Origin of the sequence: Rhodococcus sp. 05-2256-B1, assembly GCF_002258465.1 — a bacterium.
Classification (GTDB): Bacteria; Actinomycetota; Actinomycetes; order Mycobacteriales; family Mycobacteriaceae; genus Rhodococcoides; species Rhodococcoides fascians.
Window position 1 is genome coordinate 435,553 of sequence record NZ_NOZA01000011.1, and the last position, 18,246, is coordinate 453,798.

General features: G+C 63.0%; 19 protein-coding genes. 7 read left to right on the forward strand and 12 right to left on the reverse strand.

Going from position 1 to position 18,246, the window contains the following annotated elements; all coding sequences use genetic code 11:
* Window positions 1–3: 3 nt before the first annotated feature.
* From CH285_RS04055 to CH285_RS04065, 3 genes are all read right to left on the reverse strand, one after another.
* Complete coding sequence (locus CH285_RS04055) at window positions 4–1,236, reverse strand: phosphodiester glycosidase family protein (protein WP_032371173.1); 1,233 nt, start codon at window positions 1,234–1,236, stop codon at window positions 4–6.
* Between the two features lie 157 nt (window positions 1,237–1,393).
* On the reverse strand, window positions 1,394–1,777 hold the full coding sequence (locus CH285_RS04060) for a hypothetical protein (RefSeq protein WP_176458555.1): 384 nt from the start codon (window positions 1,775–1,777) through the stop codon (window positions 1,394–1,396).
* Between the two features lie 129 nt (window positions 1,778–1,906).
* Window positions 1,907–2,143 carry a hypothetical protein gene (locus CH285_RS04065; RefSeq protein ID WP_032371172.1) on the reverse strand — a complete coding sequence of 79 codons (237 nt, stop codon included), beginning with the start codon at window positions 2,141–2,143 and terminating at the stop codon, window positions 1,907–1,909.
* 169 nt (window positions 2,144–2,312) lie between these two features.
* Between CH285_RS04065 and CH285_RS04070 the strand changes: the two genes are divergently transcribed.
* The 6 genes from CH285_RS04070 (at window position 2,313) to CH285_RS04090 (ending at window position 9,174) form a co-directional block, all read left to right on the forward strand.
* Entirely contained in the window at window positions 2,313–3,716 is a 1,404-nt protein-coding gene (locus CH285_RS04070) for a sensor histidine kinase (protein ID WP_032371171.1), read from the forward strand.
* 214 nt (window positions 3,717–3,930) lie between these two features.
* A complete protein-coding gene (locus tag CH285_RS04075; RefSeq protein WP_032371170.1) occupies window positions 3,931–4,677 on the forward strand; it encodes an ABC transporter permease in 747 nt (248 codons plus the stop codon).
* A gap of 81 nt (window positions 4,678–4,758) precedes the next feature.
* Window positions 4,759–6,009: a COG4705 family protein gene (locus tag CH285_RS04080; protein WP_032371518.1), complete on the forward strand. Its 1,251-nt coding sequence runs from the start codon at window positions 4,759–4,761 to the stop codon at window positions 6,007–6,009.
* 375 nt (window positions 6,010–6,384) lie between these two features.
* Window positions 6,385–6,879, forward strand: a complete 495-nt coding sequence (locus CH285_RS27740; RefSeq protein ID WP_176458547.1) for a hypothetical protein — start codon at window positions 6,385–6,387, stop codon at window positions 6,877–6,879.
* Entirely contained in the window at window positions 6,804–7,259 is a 456-nt protein-coding gene (locus CH285_RS04085; protein ID WP_176458554.1) for a hypothetical protein, read from the forward strand. The genes CH285_RS27740 and CH285_RS04085 overlap by 76 nt, the downstream gene beginning before the upstream one ends.
* A 739-nt stretch (window positions 7,260–7,998) precedes the next feature.
* On the forward strand, window positions 7,999–9,174 hold the full coding sequence (locus tag CH285_RS04090) for a site-specific integrase (RefSeq protein ID WP_094644529.1): 1,176 nt from the start codon (window positions 7,999–8,001) through the stop codon (window positions 9,172–9,174).
* 37 nt (window positions 9,175–9,211) lie between these two features.
* Here CH285_RS04090 and CH285_RS04095 read toward each other — a convergent pair whose 3' ends face one another.
* The 5 genes from CH285_RS04095 to CH285_RS04115 form a co-directional block, all read right to left on the reverse strand.
* Window positions 9,212–10,186, reverse strand: a complete 975-nt coding sequence (locus tag CH285_RS04095) for an XRE family transcriptional regulator (protein ID WP_094644530.1) — start codon at window positions 10,184–10,186, stop codon at window positions 9,212–9,214.
* Window positions 10,183–10,776, reverse strand: coding sequence for a hypothetical protein (locus CH285_RS04100; RefSeq protein WP_255032496.1), 594 nt, complete (start codon window positions 10,774–10,776; stop codon window positions 10,183–10,185). Before CH285_RS04100 ends, CH285_RS04095 begins: the two co-directional genes overlap by 4 nt.
* Window positions 10,777–11,006: 230 nt before the next feature.
* A complete protein-coding gene (locus CH285_RS04105) occupies window positions 11,007–11,351 on the reverse strand; it encodes a WhiB family transcriptional regulator (RefSeq protein WP_255032495.1) in 345 nt (114 codons plus the stop codon).
* A 46-nt stretch (window positions 11,352–11,397) separates the two neighbouring features.
* On the reverse strand, window positions 11,398–12,039 hold the full coding sequence (locus CH285_RS04110; protein ID WP_094644532.1) for an RraA family protein: 642 nt from the start codon (window positions 12,037–12,039) through the stop codon (window positions 11,398–11,400).
* Between the two features lie 26 nt (window positions 12,040–12,065).
* Complete coding sequence (locus CH285_RS04115; protein WP_094644533.1) at window positions 12,066–12,434, reverse strand: NAD(P)-dependent oxidoreductase; 369 nt, start codon at window positions 12,432–12,434, stop codon at window positions 12,066–12,068.
* Between CH285_RS04115 and CH285_RS04120 the strand changes: the two genes are divergently transcribed.
* On the forward strand, window positions 12,433–13,593 hold the full coding sequence (locus CH285_RS04120) for an IclR family transcriptional regulator domain-containing protein (protein WP_094644534.1): 1,161 nt from the start codon (window positions 12,433–12,435) through the stop codon (window positions 13,591–13,593). The two genes, CH285_RS04115 and CH285_RS04120, sit on opposite strands and share 2 nt — an antisense overlap.
* A gap of 386 nt (window positions 13,594–13,979) precedes the next feature.
* Here the strand turns inward: CH285_RS04120 and CH285_RS04130 are convergent, their stop codons facing one another.
* Genes CH285_RS04130 through CH285_RS04145 form a run of 4 tightly spaced genes read right to left on the reverse strand, consistent with a single transcriptional unit; the run spans window position 13,980 to window position 18,241 of the window.
* On the reverse strand, window positions 13,980–15,140 hold the full coding sequence (locus CH285_RS04130; RefSeq protein WP_094644536.1) for a thiolase family protein: 1,161 nt from the start codon (window positions 15,138–15,140) through the stop codon (window positions 13,980–13,982).
* Entirely contained in the window at window positions 15,140–15,583 is a 444-nt protein-coding gene (locus tag CH285_RS04135) for a MaoC family dehydratase (RefSeq protein ID WP_094644537.1), read from the reverse strand. The genes CH285_RS04130 and CH285_RS04135 overlap by 1 nt, the downstream gene beginning before the upstream one ends.
* Complete coding sequence (locus tag CH285_RS04140) at window positions 15,580–16,800, reverse strand: MFS transporter (protein WP_094644538.1); 1,221 nt, start codon at window positions 16,798–16,800, stop codon at window positions 15,580–15,582. The genes CH285_RS04135 and CH285_RS04140 overlap by 4 nt, the downstream gene beginning before the upstream one ends.
* Before the next feature lie 28 nt (window positions 16,801–16,828).
* Entirely contained in the window at window positions 16,829–18,241 is a 1,413-nt protein-coding gene (locus CH285_RS04145) for an MFS transporter (RefSeq protein WP_094644539.1), read from the reverse strand.
* Window positions 18,242–18,246: the final 5 nt, after the last annotated feature.

An 18,246-nucleotide genomic window follows, 5' to 3' on the forward strand; every position in this document is an offset into this window, starting at 1 on the left:
GCGTCACTTCGCGCCCGAGATGCTCGCGGCGGTGAATGTCGCCGGCTCCGCCCCGGTGGTGTCTGCTGCGGCCCACTGCTGAGTGGGCGTCGGTGTCGCGAGCGTGAGATAGAAGAAATCGCGTTGATCCGCTGCCAGGTATCGGTCGGGACGGTTCTGGACGGTCGGCACAATCGCTGTGGGCGTTAGGGTTCCAGTGGGGTCCACTGCCCACGAGTTGAATTCGGTCAGGCCACCGTGAATGTCGAGTTCCATCCCGGTCACCGCCCCCGCGTCCACCAGAGCCTGAGCCAGCGTGGGGAGGTCGACCTTCGACGCAGCGATGTAGACGAGGTCGCCGTTCGCGGTGGTCCCCAGTGCCGAGCGTTCGGTGTACTGCAGCTGATTCTTCGCGCTACCCCACCTGCTGTCGTCGTTCGAGTGCAACCCTGCCGCGATCGAGCCGTGGTCGACGATCAACGGCAAATTCTGCCGCACGGACACGATGTGTGGGTCCACGACTGCGCCGCCCGTCCAGTCGAGGACGCTCAGATGGCCCGTATCGTCCACCTCTGCCGAGGCTTCGCCGTTCTTCAAGGCCTTCAGTGCCACGCCGTTCGAGAAATACCCGCCGGCAAGATCGTTCATCTTCCATCCGGAATTGAATGCAGCCACCAGATTCGGCACCTCGGCGGCGGGGACCGATGCGGCGGTGTTGTCGTCGGCGCGGGGTTGGCTCGTACCGTCGACGAGGTGGGCGATCGTGGCGGTACCGGAGACGATCGCCACCCCGGCCACGGCGCTGCGGTGGGCCGGGTCGGGCTGAAAGTGCGAAATGTAGGCAACAGGAGCTCCATCTGCTCCCACGCGCCCAGGTGTCCATGTCGGAGTCGGCGATCCGGCAACTGTCGGCAGGACGGGAAGGGCGGCCAAAGACGTCACTGTACCGCCGGGAATGGCTGCAGCCGAGACGAATTGAGAAGGATCGGGTGAGGTGTCCGGCGGCGGGCTCGCGTACCGCCAGTTCTCGTACGCGTCCAATGCAGGGCCGCCGCCGTGGTCGCGGATCCACGACGAGGTCTTGTCGTTCCAGCTCGCATATCCCGGGGTCGCGAGTGCTCGCACATAGGACACCGAGGCAAGGGTGAACACGATCAGCGCGGCCACCGAGACCAGCTTCCAGATCGACACTTCGCGGGGTGAAATCTGTCGATCGGAGCTGTGCTCGGGAGGCGTCGGAAGGGTCGGTGCGAGCATGGGGTAGCTCCTGCCAGAAAGGATCCGAGGACCACTCGATCATGCGCGGACGACACTGAAGAAACGCTGAAACCTACTTGTGTGCAGCAGGGTTGAGATTCAGAGAGGGCAGCGCCCGTCGCTTGGAGCAGACGGGCGCTGCGGTGACGCGGTGGATCTACTGCCCCGGGGCGTCGGCGATATCACCGGGCTCGGGTAGGTCCACCGAACCGGGTGCGTCGGGGGTGTCTCCTGCTTCCGGCGCGTCGACTGCGTCCGGTGTATCTCCTGCTTCGGGAACGTCCACTGCGCCCGGTGCGTCCGGGGTGTCACCTGCTTCGGGAATGTCCACTGCGCCCGGTGCGTCCGGGGTGTCACCTGCTTCGGGTACATCGACCGCACCGGGTGCATCCGGTGTGTCGCCCGCTTCGGGAGTGTCGACGACGCTGTCGTGCGAGGCCGCGGAGTGTCCGAGGGTGTGGGCTGCGGCGATGCCGCCGCCGATGGATGCTCCGGCCAGCACGACGGCGGAGACCGCAACGATCTTGTTCTTGACGTTCACGAGGGTTCCTTCGGTTGTCGGATGCACGTGCCACTTGCGTGCGCTACAGCCCCGACTGTGCGCGGCTGGTCCTGAAGAATCCCTGTGGAGAGCTGAGAGAGTTCGGCGCAGCGGCCCGAACGTCGGCCCTTACACCCCTGGGAATCGGTTCCGCAGGGAATCGAGCTGGCGATGGAGGTCGTAGAGAATCCGGCGTTGTGTGCGCGCATCGTCGGCATACCAACGGCGCGAGGAGGTTCGGCCGACCTCCCAAGCCGTCCGAGACATGTGCTCGGCGCGTTCGATCCGCGCCGAAATAAGATCGATCTCGGCCTGCAACATGGTGACGAACGCGCGCGCCTGCTCGTCGTCGGCGTTGCCGGTCACCGACCGACCGCAGCCGCAGTGACCGCCAGGTCAGCTTCGGTCATCTGCAGCGGCACACGCGGATCCTCGCCGCGGGGGTGGTCATGGTCGTGGATTCTGACAGAGCGTTCCTGAAGCGATGCTGAAGACGGCAACGACCTTCAGGCCGCCGGGTAGCAGACTCAGAGGCATGAGTGCCTTCGTCGATGTTCTGCGGCCACGATCGTGGACGGTGCGCGTGCGATCCGCCGTGGCCTCCACACTGGTGCTGGCCGTGTGCCTGATCGCGGCCGGTGGTGCATTGTTGGGTGTCCTGTACAGCTCCCTCGAGTCCTCTGCTCGCACCGCCGCCACCGCCCGAGCTGTCCAGGTCAGCGAACAACTGGAAACCGATCTACCGGGACAGATCGACGAGTCGCTGCTGGCCACGGACGGACAGATCGGAATCCTCCAGGTCATCGACGCGGCCGGGGCGGTGCAGGCATCCTCGATTGCAGACGGCGGCCCGCCGCTGTCCACGGTCGAGATTGCGCCCACGGCCACACAGGACCTCGGGCGCATCGAACGGGACGAGACCGGCGACTTCTGGGTCACGGGTGTCGGTGCTGCGACGGCCGACGGGCCGGTGACAGTGCTGGTCGGTGCCGACCGCGAGCCGGTGGAAAAGGTGGTCACCACCGTCGCGATCCTGCTCGCGATCGTCGGTCCGGTGGTGGTCGCGCTCGTCGCCTTGGCGACCTATCGACTCGTCGGGGCAGCGCTGAGCCCCGTCGAGCGGATCCGCACCCGCGTGGCCTCGATCTCGAACAGTGATCTGGGAGAACGCATCCCGGTCCCAGAGACCCGGGACGAGATCGCGCGCCTGGCGGTGACCATGAACGAGATGTTGGCACGATTGAACGCCGGGCAACGAGCGCAGCAACGATTCGTCAGCGACGCCTCACACGAACTTCGAAGTCCGCTGTCGACGATCACCGCCGCTCTCGAACTCGCAGCGGCCAGGCCCGAGCTCATCGATGCGTCCCTGATCGATGAATCGTTGCTGCCCGAAGCGCGTCGAATGCGCCGGCTGATCGAAGATCTTCTACTGCTCGCACGCTCGGACGAGATGCAGACTCCGCACGGCACGGTCGATGTCGATCTCGACGACGTGTTGTACGAAGAAGGCAAACGGATCGAAGCCGTGACAGACCTCGATGTCGGGACGTCGATCGTCCCCGTTCGAGTGACCGGTGACCAACCGGCATTGGCGAGAATGGTGCGCAACGTCGTCGACAACGCTGTCCGGCACGCACGGACCCGGGTGGAACTGACCTGCACCGAGTCGGCAGGATCTGCAGTGATCACTATCGACGACGACGGGCCAGGGATCTCCGAGACCGAACGTGAGCGGGTGTTCGACCGGTTCATACGACTCGACGCCTCCCGCACCCGTGACGAGGGCGGTACCGGGTTGGGATTGGCGATCGTGGCCGGCACCGTCGCGGCACACGGTGGTTCGGTGACCGTCGGTCGATCGACCCTCGGTGGAGCACGCTTCCAGATCGCCATCCCGATGACCTCGCCCGACGCTTCCGACCATTTACATCCCTGATCGACAACACAGGCCGCGTGCGGTCTCGAACGACGTGATGGAGCACACGCACACTGCCGAAGACCGTGTTGAACTGGGCGGGGCCAGATCACCCCTGTGGTTGACGGTCACGTGAACGCCACCATGACCGTCCTCCGCTGAAAGATCGCCGAGACACGATCGCTGAGACAGATCGACGAGACACACGGGCTGGGTCACGCCACATACTTGACCGGTGAGTTCTTCCTTGGCCGAGCCTGGTCTGCCGCTCGTGGTTCTCTGCTGCGTGATGGTGACGCTCGCTGCGATCATCTATCGGGTCTCCTCGATCGGGCGAATGATCACCGCTCCCGCTGCTGCTCTGCGCGGGTTCGTTCAATTGGCCACGATTTCGCTGATTCTCGCTGCGGCGCTCGAGCATCTGTGGTCGTCGTTGCTGGTGCTGCTCATGATGTTCGGGGCCGCGGCGTTCACGCCGATCCGGCGTTCGGAGTCGGGGAGGTCCGGTATCTGGCTCATCGTTCCCCTGGCGGCGGGCATCGGGATCGTCGTGCCGTTGTGCTTGCTCACCGGTGTCGTTCCGGCGCAGGGCATCTCGATCGTGCCGGTCGGCGGAATCATCCTGGGCGGGACGATGACCGCAACATCGCTGTCCGCGCGCCGTGCACTGGCCGCGTTGACCGACAGGCACGGCGAAGTGGAGGCGGCACTGAGCCTGGGCATGACCGAACGTGACGCGCGCGTGGAGGTGGTGCGGCCCACCGCGAACGACGCGCTGCTGCCGGGCCTGGACCAGACACGGACGGTGGGGCTGGTGACACTTCCGGGTGCGTTCGTGGGCGTGCTGCTGGCCAGTGGTTCGGCCCTACAGGCGGGGGACGTACAGATTCTGGTGCTCACCGGGCTGCTGCTCGCGCAGACCGTCGCCGTCGCGCTGACCGTGGAACTCGTCGCGCGGGGATCGGTTCACCGGAGGCCGTAGACGGGTGGTTCGGCGAGGTTGGCGTACGCGGTGGGTGATCCTCAGCGGACCTTCAGCAACACCTGGGTACGGTCCCGGTTCATGAGCGATGTCACCGATTCCGAGCACCTGACGGCCCACCACCGGGCGCTGAGCAAGGTCCCCGAAATCACGGTCTGGTTCTGGGTCGTGAAGATCCTGTGCACCACAGTGGGGGAGAGTGTCGCGGACTGGGTGAACATGACCCTCGGTGTCGGACTGACCGCGACGGCGGGATTGTTCACCGCGATTCTCGTTGTGGTGCTTGCGGTTCAGATCTGGCTGTCGAGGTACGTGCCTGCCGTGTACTGGCTGACGGTGGTGGTGCTCAGTGTCACGGGAACGTTGTACACCGACATCCTAACCGACAGTCGTGGTGTTCCGTTGGCGGTGAGCATGTCGGTGTTCGCTGGGTTGTTGGCGGTGGTGTTCGGGGTGTGGTTCGTGCGGGAGCGGACTCTGTCGATCCACAGCATCGTGACCGTGCCCCGAGAGCTGTTCTACTGGTTGGCGATTCTGGTGACCTTCGCGCTCGGTACCGCGGCAGGCGATTGGACGCTGAGCATAACCGGATGGGGCCCGGGCACGTCGGTACTTCTGCCCGCCGGCCTGATCGTGGCGGTCGTCGTTGGATGGCGGCTCGGTGCGAACGCGGTGTTGGCGTTCTGGTTGGCCTACATTCTCACCCGTCCATTGGGTGCGAATCTCGGAGATTGGTTCGCCCAGCCCACCACCGAGCACGGTCTCGGGCTGGGCACATTCGTCACCAGCGTCGTGTTCCTAGTCGCGATTTTGGCCACGGTGCTGTACCTGACGAGAACGAAACGAGACGTGATCGGGAACCACCGCGTTGAGCCCGAACCGGTCGACACAGACACGCGCAGAGAGCGCACGATGCTGGTCTACTTCGCGGCAGTCGTGGTTGCCACCGCGGGACTGCTGTCGTGGGCGTCCGCGCAGCCACATACAGCGCCGGTAAGTGAGGCGGAGGGTTCGGGGGCTGCGATCACCGATCTCGCGCCGGGGGAGGCGATCGCACAGTTCCCGACTGAGCGCGTAGTCGAGCTCCGCTCGATCGTCGACGACACTGCCGCCGCCGTTCGGTCCGGTCAGCAGGACGAGGCGAACACTGCCGCGAAGAAGCTCGAAACGACCTGGGACGACGATCAACCCACGTTGCAGCCGCTCGATGCCGCGGGGTGGACCGCTCTCGACTCGCGTATCGATATCGTGCTCACCGCAATCCGCTCCAACACTCCCGACCCCGCCGCCGAGACCGCTGCACTGACGGACCTCGCAGCCGCCCTGCAGTGACGCAGCCACGCGTTGCGGTGCACCCGAGTGCTGTGACGACCGGCGATCATGACCTGGACCGACCGCAATGCCCGGCAGCCGCAGCCAGCTCAGCCGTACGGGTCACGCTGCGGCGCATGAACGAGGCGGTGGCGTTCGTACGTGAGACCGTGCTGCGGGCGCCGGCGACTGCAGTGTTCGTGGCCGCGATGTGGGCGGCAGGGTTTGCCACCGGGAGTGTGGGGCACGGTCCTGGGCGGCCGGTGCTGACTCAGGTCGGTGTCGGGAGCGAGTCCTTGCAGCAGGGCCGTGTGTGGACCCTGCTCTCGGCTGGTCTCTGGGCACCGAGTCTGGCCCACCTAGATCGTGGGGGTCGTCATGGTTTCCACGGTCTCGATGAGCACCTTGTGGCGATGGCGGGTGCGGGTGGTAATGATGACCTTGTTGATCACCCTGGTTCTGTTCGGTGGCCACCTGCAGGACGTCATCCGGCTCATGGCCGCGTCGACCGGGTTGCTTCTGGGACCTCTTCTGCTCGGCCGGGCTCCGCGGCGGCAACCGGTGGCAGGTACCCAACGCGAGGGTCGGTTGCTGGTTGCGCTCGTGGTGGCGGCCAGTGCGATCGGTCCCATCCTTGCGGCACTGCCTCCCAGTGCGATCGGCCCGTTCGCCGGCTTGAAAGATGTGTTCGGTGGATCCGAGGCCACGGTCGTTGACGTCCGGGCACTGTGCTCGGCGGGAGGGGACCCGCGGGAATGCCGGGAAGGTCTCGCTGCGTCCGGCTTTCCGGGTTCGGTCCCCCAATGCTGGCGATCATGCCGACCGTATTCGTGTTGGCGGTGGCGGACGGTCTGCGGCGTGGCCGGCGCGGAGCCTGGTGGACAGCAGTGACCGCCCAAGGCATCCTGATCTGGTTCGCCGTTCTGAACATGGTGTTGCGCTATATCGACAGTGTCACAACGGGTTCGGTGTTCTACGGCCTAGACGAGACCTCGCAGATCGCGAGGTCTGCCATACCGGTAGCGACCCCGATCGTGATCTTGGCGCTGCTGCTGTGGTCTCGGGGGTTGTTCAACGCGGCGGCGCCGCCTGGATCGTATCGGCGGTTCGGCTACGAGGCAGATCAAGGAGGTATCCGGGCAGCGAAATTTCCGCCGCACAATGTCAGTAGCGAAAACCTGCCCATCCGACGCCGAAATGCGCAAATAGGATCAGGCTCGCAGTTGCACTTTCCTGCTGACTCGAGGGTGATGCGGGTTCGCGCCGAATGATTCTCGCTGTCACCAGTCCGCACAGACCGTCGATCGTCAGGACGCTCTCCGTCCACCCGATACCGTAGCTGTCCGACACCGATCAGGACCGTCCGGTGTCGGAGGATCGGCGGCACTTCGGTGTCACGAGAGTGTCACAAGTCGGTACGTTCGGGCTTGGACTCGTTCGGACGGTGATGAACGAAAACTGTTGCAAACAAACAAATATTGAGTCCAAGAACGTTCACGTGAATCCATTTCTGGGGACTTAAAATCCGTCAAGTGTCGGTTCGAGTCCGACTGGGGGCACTGGAGTCCACATGGATCCACAATCTCGCTGTCGAGCAGCGTATTTCGTAGGTGGTCGTGGACTGCCGTAGACTGTGCTGTATCTGAATGGACAAGTGAGGCAGCGGATATTAATCCGCCTCGGGGCTCTCGTGGCCGTGCCTGTGGTTATATTTCTGCAGGTCAGGGCGTTTCACATCTTGGCTGAAATTCTCGGTGTCACAAGTCTGTCACAACTCGGTACAAACTGCGCCTTGGCGTACAGGGATTGCAATGAATGTAGTTGCTAGACTAAGTAATTCGAGATTTTTCAGCCGTATTGCAATGTGTCAAATGCTTCGAGCACACCGCGCCTGGCGACCTGGTCCGATTGGCGTTGTAAATTGCATTTTCCGCACCATCAGCGACAAATTGCCAGTTCAGCACAGTTTTGCTCTGCAAAGGCGTCGGTGACCTGCGCTACGCTGCTTGTATGGACTTTCGACCAGGCCGTGCACCTGCGGTCACCAACATTGTCGGCACTGCCAAGGTCGGTAGATCGTTGGCGGTCGAGCCGGAGATCCCGCCGGCCGTCGCGAAGCGGATCGCGGCCGCCGTGCAGTCCCCCCGTTCCGAGGGAACGCGAAAGACCTACGGGGCCGCGTGGAGACGCTTCACCGGCTGGTGCGAGACGAATGGTCACGTGACGCTTCCGGCGCACCCGATCACCGTCGCTGCCTACCTCGTCGACGCCGCCGACACCCGCACCGAAACGGGGGAGCGGGCCTACGCCGTCGCCACCTTCGGCACCTGGATCGCGGCGATCAACCACCAGCACCGCACTACCGGACACCTCTCACCGTCGGCGCACGAACTTGTCACCGCCACCCTGTCAGGGATACGGCGGGAGTACGCCGCGGCGGGGGACCGACCCCGCACCCCGCGAGATCCGTTGTTAGTCGACGACATCAAGATGCTCGTCTCGACAGCGCGGCAACGCTCTCCAAGTTGGGCCGACGAAGTTCTCGAACGCCGCGACTCGGCCATCCTGCTCCTCGGGTTCGCCGGTGCCTACCGCCGCAGTGAATTATCGGAGATGGTGTGCGGAGACGTCGTCGTGCACCGACACGACGGACTCCACATCCGATTAAGGAAGTCGAAGACCGACCAAGAAGGCAAGGGAGCAGTGAAAGCACTGCCGTACACCGAGTCTCACGAAACCTGCCCACCCTGTGCGTACGTTCGCTGGGTGCAGGTCGTCGCGGCATTCGATGTCGGTGACCGCCCTTCGGTGATCCGCCTGCTCCGCAAGCGAGAACCGTTCACCGACCACGTGTGCCGTGGGGGAGTACCCCGCACAGCCGCCCGTGCACCGCTACTTCGCGCGATTGCCAAGAATGGAAACCTGGGCAGCACCGCACTGTCCGGAGCGGCAATCCACCAGGTCATCCGCCGACGCGCCGAACATGCCGGCTTCGACCCCGCCTCGCTCGCCAAGCTCGGCGGGCACTCACTGCGCGCCGGGTTCGTCACCCAAGGCACCCGCAACGGTGCCGACGGCTCCGCCATCGCACGTCAGACCGGCCACGCCAGCCTTGACTCCGTCGAGGTGTACCGACGCGAACACGCACCACTCGTTGGAAACGCTGTCATGGACATCGGGCTTTAGCTCGATTCCGGGCTGCGTCTGTATCGCTTGCTCCGCGTCACACAGCGCGCAAGTGACTCCAATTCGTCAGCTGCTGTAGGTGTTTGGGATTCACTCCGAGCCGACTGGCGACGTTGCTGCTTCCGCCGTTCACTTCGATCAGACGGGGCAGGAGCGCGCCCACCACCGGCTCGAATCGTCCCGGTTCGTTCCTGCGCCACTTCGACATCTGAATCTGTAGCGCACGAAAGCGTGCATCATCGACGTAATCCAGCTCGTGTGCGCGGTAGATGATCGCAGCCGCGGACATACCCCAGTTACCTTTCAGATGAACGAAGTCCGACAGTTTGGGCCGGTCCGTCATGGCAGCGTCGAAGTCGTCTCGCGGAAACAGCAGTGCTCCAGCGAACTGGTTGGCCTCATTTTCGACCGCATCGTGCCTTCGGTCATGAACCATCAGGTGTGCACATTCATGGGCCAGACTGAAGCGAAAACGATCGCCTGGAACCATTGGATTCAAGCCGATGACCGGAACACCGTCCACCCACGCTGAGATGCCATCGAGACCCGTCAGGCCGGAGATCGGAACAAGGCAAATACCCGCCCGCTCAACTAATGCGGTCAGGTTACGAATGGGCCCGGATTCCTCCTGTCCCAGTATTCCACGAAGTTCTCGGGCCAGGTCTTCCAGCTCATCGTCACCAGCCGCCATGGTGTGGCGGTGCAACAGAACTGCGGGCGCTTTGTCGGTCACATTCAGAAGCTCTCGGAACACCTCACCAGCGAGACGAAGTAGCTCCTTCGCCCTTTTCTTTGCCGCCACCGCTGTCGAAGCACGTGCGCGATGAATGGGTTCGGACATGTCCGGTAGCAACAGCCGGTCGTCGCTGTACCCGAGGACCGCCAGATCCCCGTTAAAGCTTCGTCGACCGCTTTCGATGGCCGACACCATGGGTACTGAGATCCCAAGCATCTCAGCGAGATCGCTTTGATTCAGACCTTCGATATCTCTAAAAGATCGGAGCCGATTCACAACTGACCGGTCTCGCCAAGATCGGGGTTACCAAGATCATCGAACGGATCGTCCGTGCCTTGGTCGAACCTTGCAATCGCGCCGTCTTCACCATCGGGCGGAGTGGCCTCATCGAACGCCCAGAATCCGAGATACTCAAGGTCCCCGTAAGGTGCCAACCGTTTACGGCCGTCAACTGCCTTCGTCTCACAACCCCACAAGCTCATCCCCGTGGGCATGAATTTGTACGAAAGTAGGCTGGGCAGTGACACGGCATCACCGGCTGACACACGGAACAGCTCGAGTTGCATAGCCGGTGACACTGCAGCGTCGATGGCCATGGCCGATTTGCTGCGGATCAAACAGGACCAATGACTGTTGTCGTCAGTAACCTGGACACGGCCGGATTCCACGTATTCGGGGTTGAGCGAGTACCGGTCGGACCTATGCACCGCTGCTTGAACGGTCGAACGGAATCGATGCGCTTTATCGAGGGTAGTAGTCGGGAACCCGTGCTCAGCTGCAAACAACCGGGCATCGGCCGCTGTGTCCACGTATGCCGAAAGCATCATCCTTGCGAAGGGGTCGATATCGTCTCTGTCTGCCGCCACACGCAAATGATACATCACTAGTAGAATTTCTACGTGATATGAAGCAAGAGTGTTCTTGGTAACCCCACCGACTTCAGCGTCGCATGGCACTTAGAGTTGAGTCCCAGTCCTCGACGCAATGAACCGATGGGCACTGTCCGTTCCCATCGCGGCATCGGACTGAGCCGCCACCACCTCAGCTGCGCTGGCAGAATCGTCGGCCGCATCGCGGCCAAGTCGATTGCGCGCGGCTACGAGGTCTTTACCTTTCTGTACGGGCGCCGGGGTGGCCCCATGGTGTGTTTCAGTGCTTGACGGGTGGGCTCGGGCGCAGTGGGAGTGTCTTTCCATCGACTTCGTTCGGTGACGGTGAGCCCGCCCCAGATGCCGTACGGTTCCCGGCAGTCGAGCGCGTGCTGCAAGCAGCGCTCGATGACGGGGCACTGTGCGCATATGAGTTTGGCGTTGCGTTCGACCTCGGTCAGAGCAGAACCGCGAACGCCCCGCCGGGGAAAGAACATGGCGATCGGCATAGATCGGCACGCGGCGTCGATCTGCCACTCCCACTCTTCGTTTCGGGGCTGAGGCAACTGCACCGGAGGTAGGGGATTTCACACGGTTCGCTCCTTCGATCGAGCTGCGTCAGCGGGTGAGGGCGGCGCGAATGTCGGTGCGCATTCCCTGTTCGACGGCTTCCTGCTTTTCGGTCCGGCGGAGCGCTTCGGAGACATCGTCGCGCGCGATGACGACCAGTCCATCGGAGTCGCCGATGATGGCATCTCCTGGGTTGCACACGATACTGCCGCATGCGACGGGAAAGCCGACTTGACCGGGACCGTTCTTCCATGGTCCGGCGGGGCTGATTCCGCGGGCGAATACGGCCAGCTTCATCGCCGTCAATTCGTCGACGTCGCGGGTGGAGCCGTCGATGACCACGCCTGCGATTCCTTTCATCGTGCAGATCTCGCCGAGGATGTCGCCGAACACGGCTCGACTTGTCTCGCCGTGACCGTTGATGACCAGGACATCGCCGGGCTGTGCGTCATCGAGTGCGCGGTGGATGGCGAGGTTGTCGCCTTCTCGGGCCAGAATCGGCAGTACGGTACCGGCCAGTTTCAGGCCTGGGGTGACGAGTTCGATCTGAGCCGAGAGCAGGCCCATGCGCTTCTGCGCGTCCCCGATCAACGCGACGGGGTACTCGGCGAGGGCGGCGATGGCGTCATGAGATGCGCGCTTCCAGTTCGGCGCGATGTCGATGTTCGATGCGTCCGCTTGAATGAACATTGTTCTCCTGGAGAGTAATTGGGGGGTTAGCGATCGGCGGTGACGGCACTCGGTAGATCATTGACGGCGTGTGCAGGTGTGCGGTTCGAGAGCACTTGACGGATGCACTCGACCGCTCCGTACCCCGCAGCCTCAAAGGCTTTGTCCGTTTGGCCGGCGACGTGCGGTGTGATGATGAGGTTGGGCAGTGTGTCGAGTTGTTCGGCGAGCGCGGTATATGGCAGTGGGTCTTTCATGTCGATGGATTCGCCGCTGAGGACATCGAGCGCAGCTCCGCCGAGGTGGCCGTCGGCGAGGACGGTGGCCAGGGCAGCTTCGTCGATCAATCCACCGCGGGAGGTGTTGATCAGGAATGCGCCCGGTCGCATTCGCCGCAGCGCAGATTCGTCGATCATGTGCGCTGTCGAACCAGGCACGGCCCTGCCGTTGCATGCCGGTGCGACAGGCCGCGCTCTCCTCTCTGCGATGAATGGCGATATCCCGAGCGGCCTCGAACTGGACCGCTTCACAGTGGACACGATCACCGACCGGGCGACGTTGCAAGGATGTGTCGAGCGCGATCGCCGCAATGGCTACGTGTTGAGCATCGGGCAGCACTTCGTCCAGGCGGCGGGGTTGTCGGCACCCTTCGTGTTCGGCGGCCTACCCGCCGCGGTCACGATCACTCGCCCGCGCACCGAGACCACTGAGCACGATCTCGGTGAGCTCATTCCCCTCGTTCGCGGTGCCGCCGATCGGCTCGGACGACTGGGCGACCCACCCCTCGCCATGAACTCGACCCCGCACCCCGGGCACAGCACCGACGTATCCGATGGCGGGACGGCAGTGGACCGACTGCTACGTCTCACCGTCGCGTTGGCCCGCCACCCCGGAGGCCTCCCGACCGGTGGCCGGGCTCTCGGCCGAGTAATCCGAGCCAATCCGTCCACCGCGACGAAGTTGCAGATCATCGCCCTGCACTCAGGTCTCGCAACCAAAACTGCGGACACCTTGATCGTCGGGCCGACGTTGATGCGATGGTCGGCATCACTGGGCAGGGCAGCTACCGCCGCAGAACTCGTGCGGCCTGCCGTAGAGGCTCTGTCCGAAGAAACAGGCGAAACGGTCGGGCTCATCGAACTCGACCACCAATCGTGCACAGCCAGGCAGACCTTGGTCGTCCAGGGAAGTCAACAGATGCACTACTGGATGGCCACGGACACCGACATCCCACTGCATGCCGGCGCGTCGGGAAAAGCCATCCTCGCTCACCTCGGATCGGAGGTCCTCAGGCAGCTTCCGCTGGTGAGATACACCGCCAATACCGACGTGAACCCCGCCTCGATCGAGCGCGAATTGGCCACCATCCGAACCCGAGGATGGGCGGTCGGCGACGGCGAACGAATCCCCGATGCATACGGAATCGCAGCACCCATCTTCACCGATGGACAGATCACAGGTTCGATCACCGTCACGATCCCCAAGCTTCGTCTCGACTACGTCGACGTGCCGGAGATATCAGCCGCGGTCGTCCGTACCGCGGACCAGGTCTCACGCATCCTGTCCTTGACGTAACAGGACCTACGGAGATCAGACCGGTCTGGATCGACCAGCACAACGACGACGCGTGAAGCTGATCGATTCGACCGACAACATGTGTCGTAGACGTCGCGATTCTGGGGCCCGACTACTTCTGCGCAGGCGGCTGGACGCGACACCAGACTCCGAGCACGAGCGGATCGTCGCATTCAAGGTGTTCAGCTACTCCGGGATGATCGCGCGCAGCCGCAGTGAGATCGACTGGGCCCGAGACGGTCTCGATCTCATAGACCGCCTCGGGCGTAATAGCGAATAGTTACGCGCCCTGCTCGAACAGTCAGTCGCGCAGCGCAGTATTAGGTACGCAGGGTAGAACGACGCCACGTGTTCGCCACCCACGCAGGGGCGACTGAGTATTGCGATCACTCGGCCCTGATCAGAAGAGCTTGACCTTGGCCGCCCCCGCCGCAGATTGCGGCGATGCCGTACTCGACGTCCTGTCGGCGCATTTCCATCGACAGACTCATGATCATGCGGAAACCGGACGCGCCCAGCGGATGTCCGAGAGCAACGGCACCTCCGTTGGGATTGACGTAGTCGAGATCAAGGGCGAGTTCGCGAGCCGATGCCAGAACGACGCCTGCGAACGCCTCGTTGATCTCCCACAGTCCGATGTCGGCAATCGACAAGCCGTTACGCTCGAGTAGTTGGCGTGCAGCATTCGCAGGCTTGAGGTGCAGCGACACATCAGGCCCGGCAACGGTTGCCCGATCGACGATCTCGACGATCGGGGCCACCCCGAGCGACTTCGCTCGGTCGCGGGACATCAGTACACCAGCGGCCCCTGCGTCGGACATCTGCGATGCGTTGCCCGCGGTGATCGTGCCGCCGGATGTGAAGGCTGCAGACAGTCGCGACAGTCCGGCAATACTGCTGGTCGGTCTGATTCCCTCGTCGGTTTTCAGTACGTCGGTGAGCGCTGTGATCTCGTCGGCGAACCTGCCGGTGCTCGTGGCCCGGTCGGCTCGACGATGACTTTCTACAGAGAATTCGTCCTGGTCGGCTCGGCTGATTGTCAGCTCACGGTTTGCTTGATCGGAGATCTCACCCATCCCTGAATTGCTGACGGCGCACCACAATCCGTCTCGGACCAAGAGGTCGACCGATTCGGTGTCACCCACTTTCGGGGCGGATCGTTGACGAATCCCGTGCATCGCCTGGCTCATGGATTCGAATCCACCGACCACGGCACAATCGATTTCACCGGCGCGAACCAGCGATGCGGCCATTCCTGTCGCTGTCATGGAGGCCAGGCAGACGTCGTTAATAGTCGTTCCCGGCACGGTGGTGGGTACGCCCCCTCTGATGGCGGCAACTCGTGCCGGGTTCTGCCCGCTGCCTGCTTGAACGACATTGCCGAGAAAGGTGTGGTCTGGCACGACAGCGCCCTGAAACGGAGCGAGAGCGCTGTGGACTGCCGCACCGCCCAGGTCGAGCGCGCTCAGGTGAGCGAGCCCGCCGCCGAACTTTCCGACTGCGGTACGAGCAGTCGAGACGAGTACCGGACTACGGTCGTCGGACATCACTTTTCCCCGGGAGTCAAGCTCATCGTGTAGCACACGGCCGTACCGTCCAGCACGACCGTTCCATCTCCCCGGGTGACGGTGGTCTTCAATTCGGTTATCGGTTTGTCGGATCGGGCCGAGGTGACTTCGACCCGTCCCGTGATGGTGTCGCCCGGTCTGACAGGCGCTTTGAAGGCCCAGTTGACGTTCAAGAACACCGTTCCGGGGCCGGGCAACTCCTCGGCAACAACTGCGTTCAGAATCGCGCTGGTAATTCCGCCCTGCACCACTATCTCGCCGAACCGAGATGCCTCGGCCGCAGCCTCGTCGTAGTGCAACGGGTTGCGGTCACCGCTGATCTCGGTGAACAGCTCGATGTCGCCCCCGCCGACGGTCCGGGTCAGCTCGGCGGTGTCTCCGACGGACAGTGTCCGACGGGTGCTAGTAGGTGATGTATTCATGATGGTGCTCCTAGGGTGTTGTGAGTGCGAGCGCGTAATGCCCACATTGCGATGGCTCCGATTGCGGGGCCGGGTGCGAGCAGCCAGAAAGCGAACTGCCAACCGACCACTGCGGCCAGTACCGGTACGAACTGAATGGTGACCACGGTGAGGAGAAATCCGATGGCTGTCTGAGCGGTCAGTGCGGTGCCGATGAAGCGTGAATCGGCGGTTTCGCTGAGTGTCGTAGAGAAGACGCCTGAGTCCGCGATGACCGAGGCGCCCCAGACAAACAAGAACACGACAAGCACCGGGGTGGTAGCGGTGAAGAAGAACGGCGAAAGGAGGCAGCAGCTTCCGCTGATCGCCAGGGCGATCACCGCGGCGAAGGACCGTCCGAATCGGTCGGAGGCCCACCCCCCGACCAGACAACCGATGACACCGGCGATTCCGATGGCACCGAAGGCAATCAATCCTGTCGCGCCGGTGCTGTCGCCTCTCTGTTCGCGACCGGACAGGATGAAGAGCGAGATCCAAGTCCAGAGGGCGTAGAGCTCCCACATGTGGCCCAAGTACCCGAGATTGGCGAGCCTGGGACCGCGTTCGCGGAACATGGCAAGTGCGTAGCGCGGATTGGGCGTGATCGGTCGGGTATCCAGGGATGGACCAGCCGCAATAGAAGTTATAGCGATGGCCGCGGCGATCAGGGTCAAGCCCGATGCAACACCCATGACCGCTCGCCACGGCAAGGGCCCGAAACTGCCGATGAGATGGGGGAGTGCCGATCCCAGCGTCAGGGCACCGAGTAGAACCCCGAACGACTTACCCCGGTTCGACGAGTCGGACCACGACGCCATGAGCTTCATTCCCACCGGGTAGATCCCTGCAAGAAAGAAACCGGTAAGAAAACGCAGCGGGATCGCGGCTGCGAGCCCGCTCACCTGCCAGGCCAGAATCGCCGTACATGCACCGGCCGCCAGGGCACTTGCAGCCAGAAGCCGCTGGGGCGCGATCCTATCTGCCAGGTTCAGAACGGTGGAAGTGATTGCTCCGACGACGAACCCGATCTGGACGGATGCGGTGAGCCAGACAGCTGCAGACTCACCTATGTTCCATTCGGTTCTCAGCGTGGGTACGACGGCGGTAGCCGAAAACCACACGCAGAGGCCGAGAACCTGTACCAGCGCGATCAGCGCACGTTGACGGTTCGATCCGACCGGGGTCGTCGTCGTGAGCATTGTGCTCCCTCGAGTCCGTGTGCGCTTCTCAGTGCCCGTGGGTTGCAACGGGTGCGTCGGACCGTTCGGCCGTCGGTGAGTTCAGTGAGTTCGGCACGCTCGTCATGTGTGTGGAGCCCGACGAGTCCGATGACTTGATCAACCGGTTCCCGCGATGGGTTTCCGGTGAGAAGAACGTTGCGACAATGGTGATCACACTGAGTCCGACCATGTAGAGGGCGACGGGCCACGGACGGTTGTCCGCCAGTCCGAGGAGTAGAACGGCGAGCACCGGAGAAAGTCCTCCCGCGAGCAACGACGCGATCTGATATCCCAGCGACGCTCCCGTGTACCGCAATTCGGGCTCGAAGAGCTCGGACATGAACGCGGCCTGCGGTCCGTACATGAGGTCGTGGAACACGAGTCCGATAATGATCGAACCCCAGATGAGCAGTGAGCTTTTGGTGTCCATCAAGAGGAAGAACGGGAACGCGAACAACGCCGAGAGCACTGCGCCGATCATGTAGATGCGTCGACGTCCGTATTCGTCCGACAGGCGTCCGGAGAGCAGGATTGTGAACATACTTATGCCCGACGCCAGCAAGACACCGATCAATGCCGTGGATCGGGGAAGGTCGAGGACTGTCGTGACGTAGGTGAGCGCGAACACCGTGATGATGTAGAAGATTGCGTTCTGCGACATCTTGATACCGACGGCCAGTAGCACCTGCCTCCACTGTGTGCGCAGGACCTCGACGATGGGGAACTTGGCAATGCTTCCCTCGTCCTTGGCTTTCTGAAAGTCGGGTGTTTCCTCCATCTTCAACCGGATGACCAGGCCGATGATGATGAGCGCGGACGAGGCCAGGAACCCGACCCTCCAGCCCCACGCCATGAACGCAGCATCGGACAGAGTCACGGTCAGGGTGATGAAGACTCCGTTGGCCAGAAGCAGCCCGGCCGGAACGCCGGCTTGCGGCCATGCACCGAACAATCCACGCCGCGTGGGTGGCGCGTGTTCGACGGCCACGAGAACGGCTCCACCCCACTCACCACCGACGCCGAAGCCCTGAATGATGCGAAGGACCAGAAGCAGGATGGGTGCCCATACTCCGACTGCGGTGAACGTGGGTAGGAAACCGATGAGCGTGGTGGCAACACCCATGATCATTAACGACATGACCAGCATTGCTTTGCGGCCGATTCGGTCACCGTAGTGGCCCATGACGATTCCGCCGAGCGGCCGCGCGATGAAGCCGGCCGAGTAGGTCAGCAACGCGAGCAGGGTCCCGGTGAGCGGGGAGTAGGAGGGAAAGAACAGTTGCGGGAAAACGAGTGCTGCGGCGGTACCGTAGAGGTAGAAGTCGTACCACTCGATGGTAGTTCCGATGAAACTCCCCATCCGGGCACGTCGTTCTATCGACGTACGGTCGGCAGGAGATCCGATTGTGTTGGTGGACATGGCAC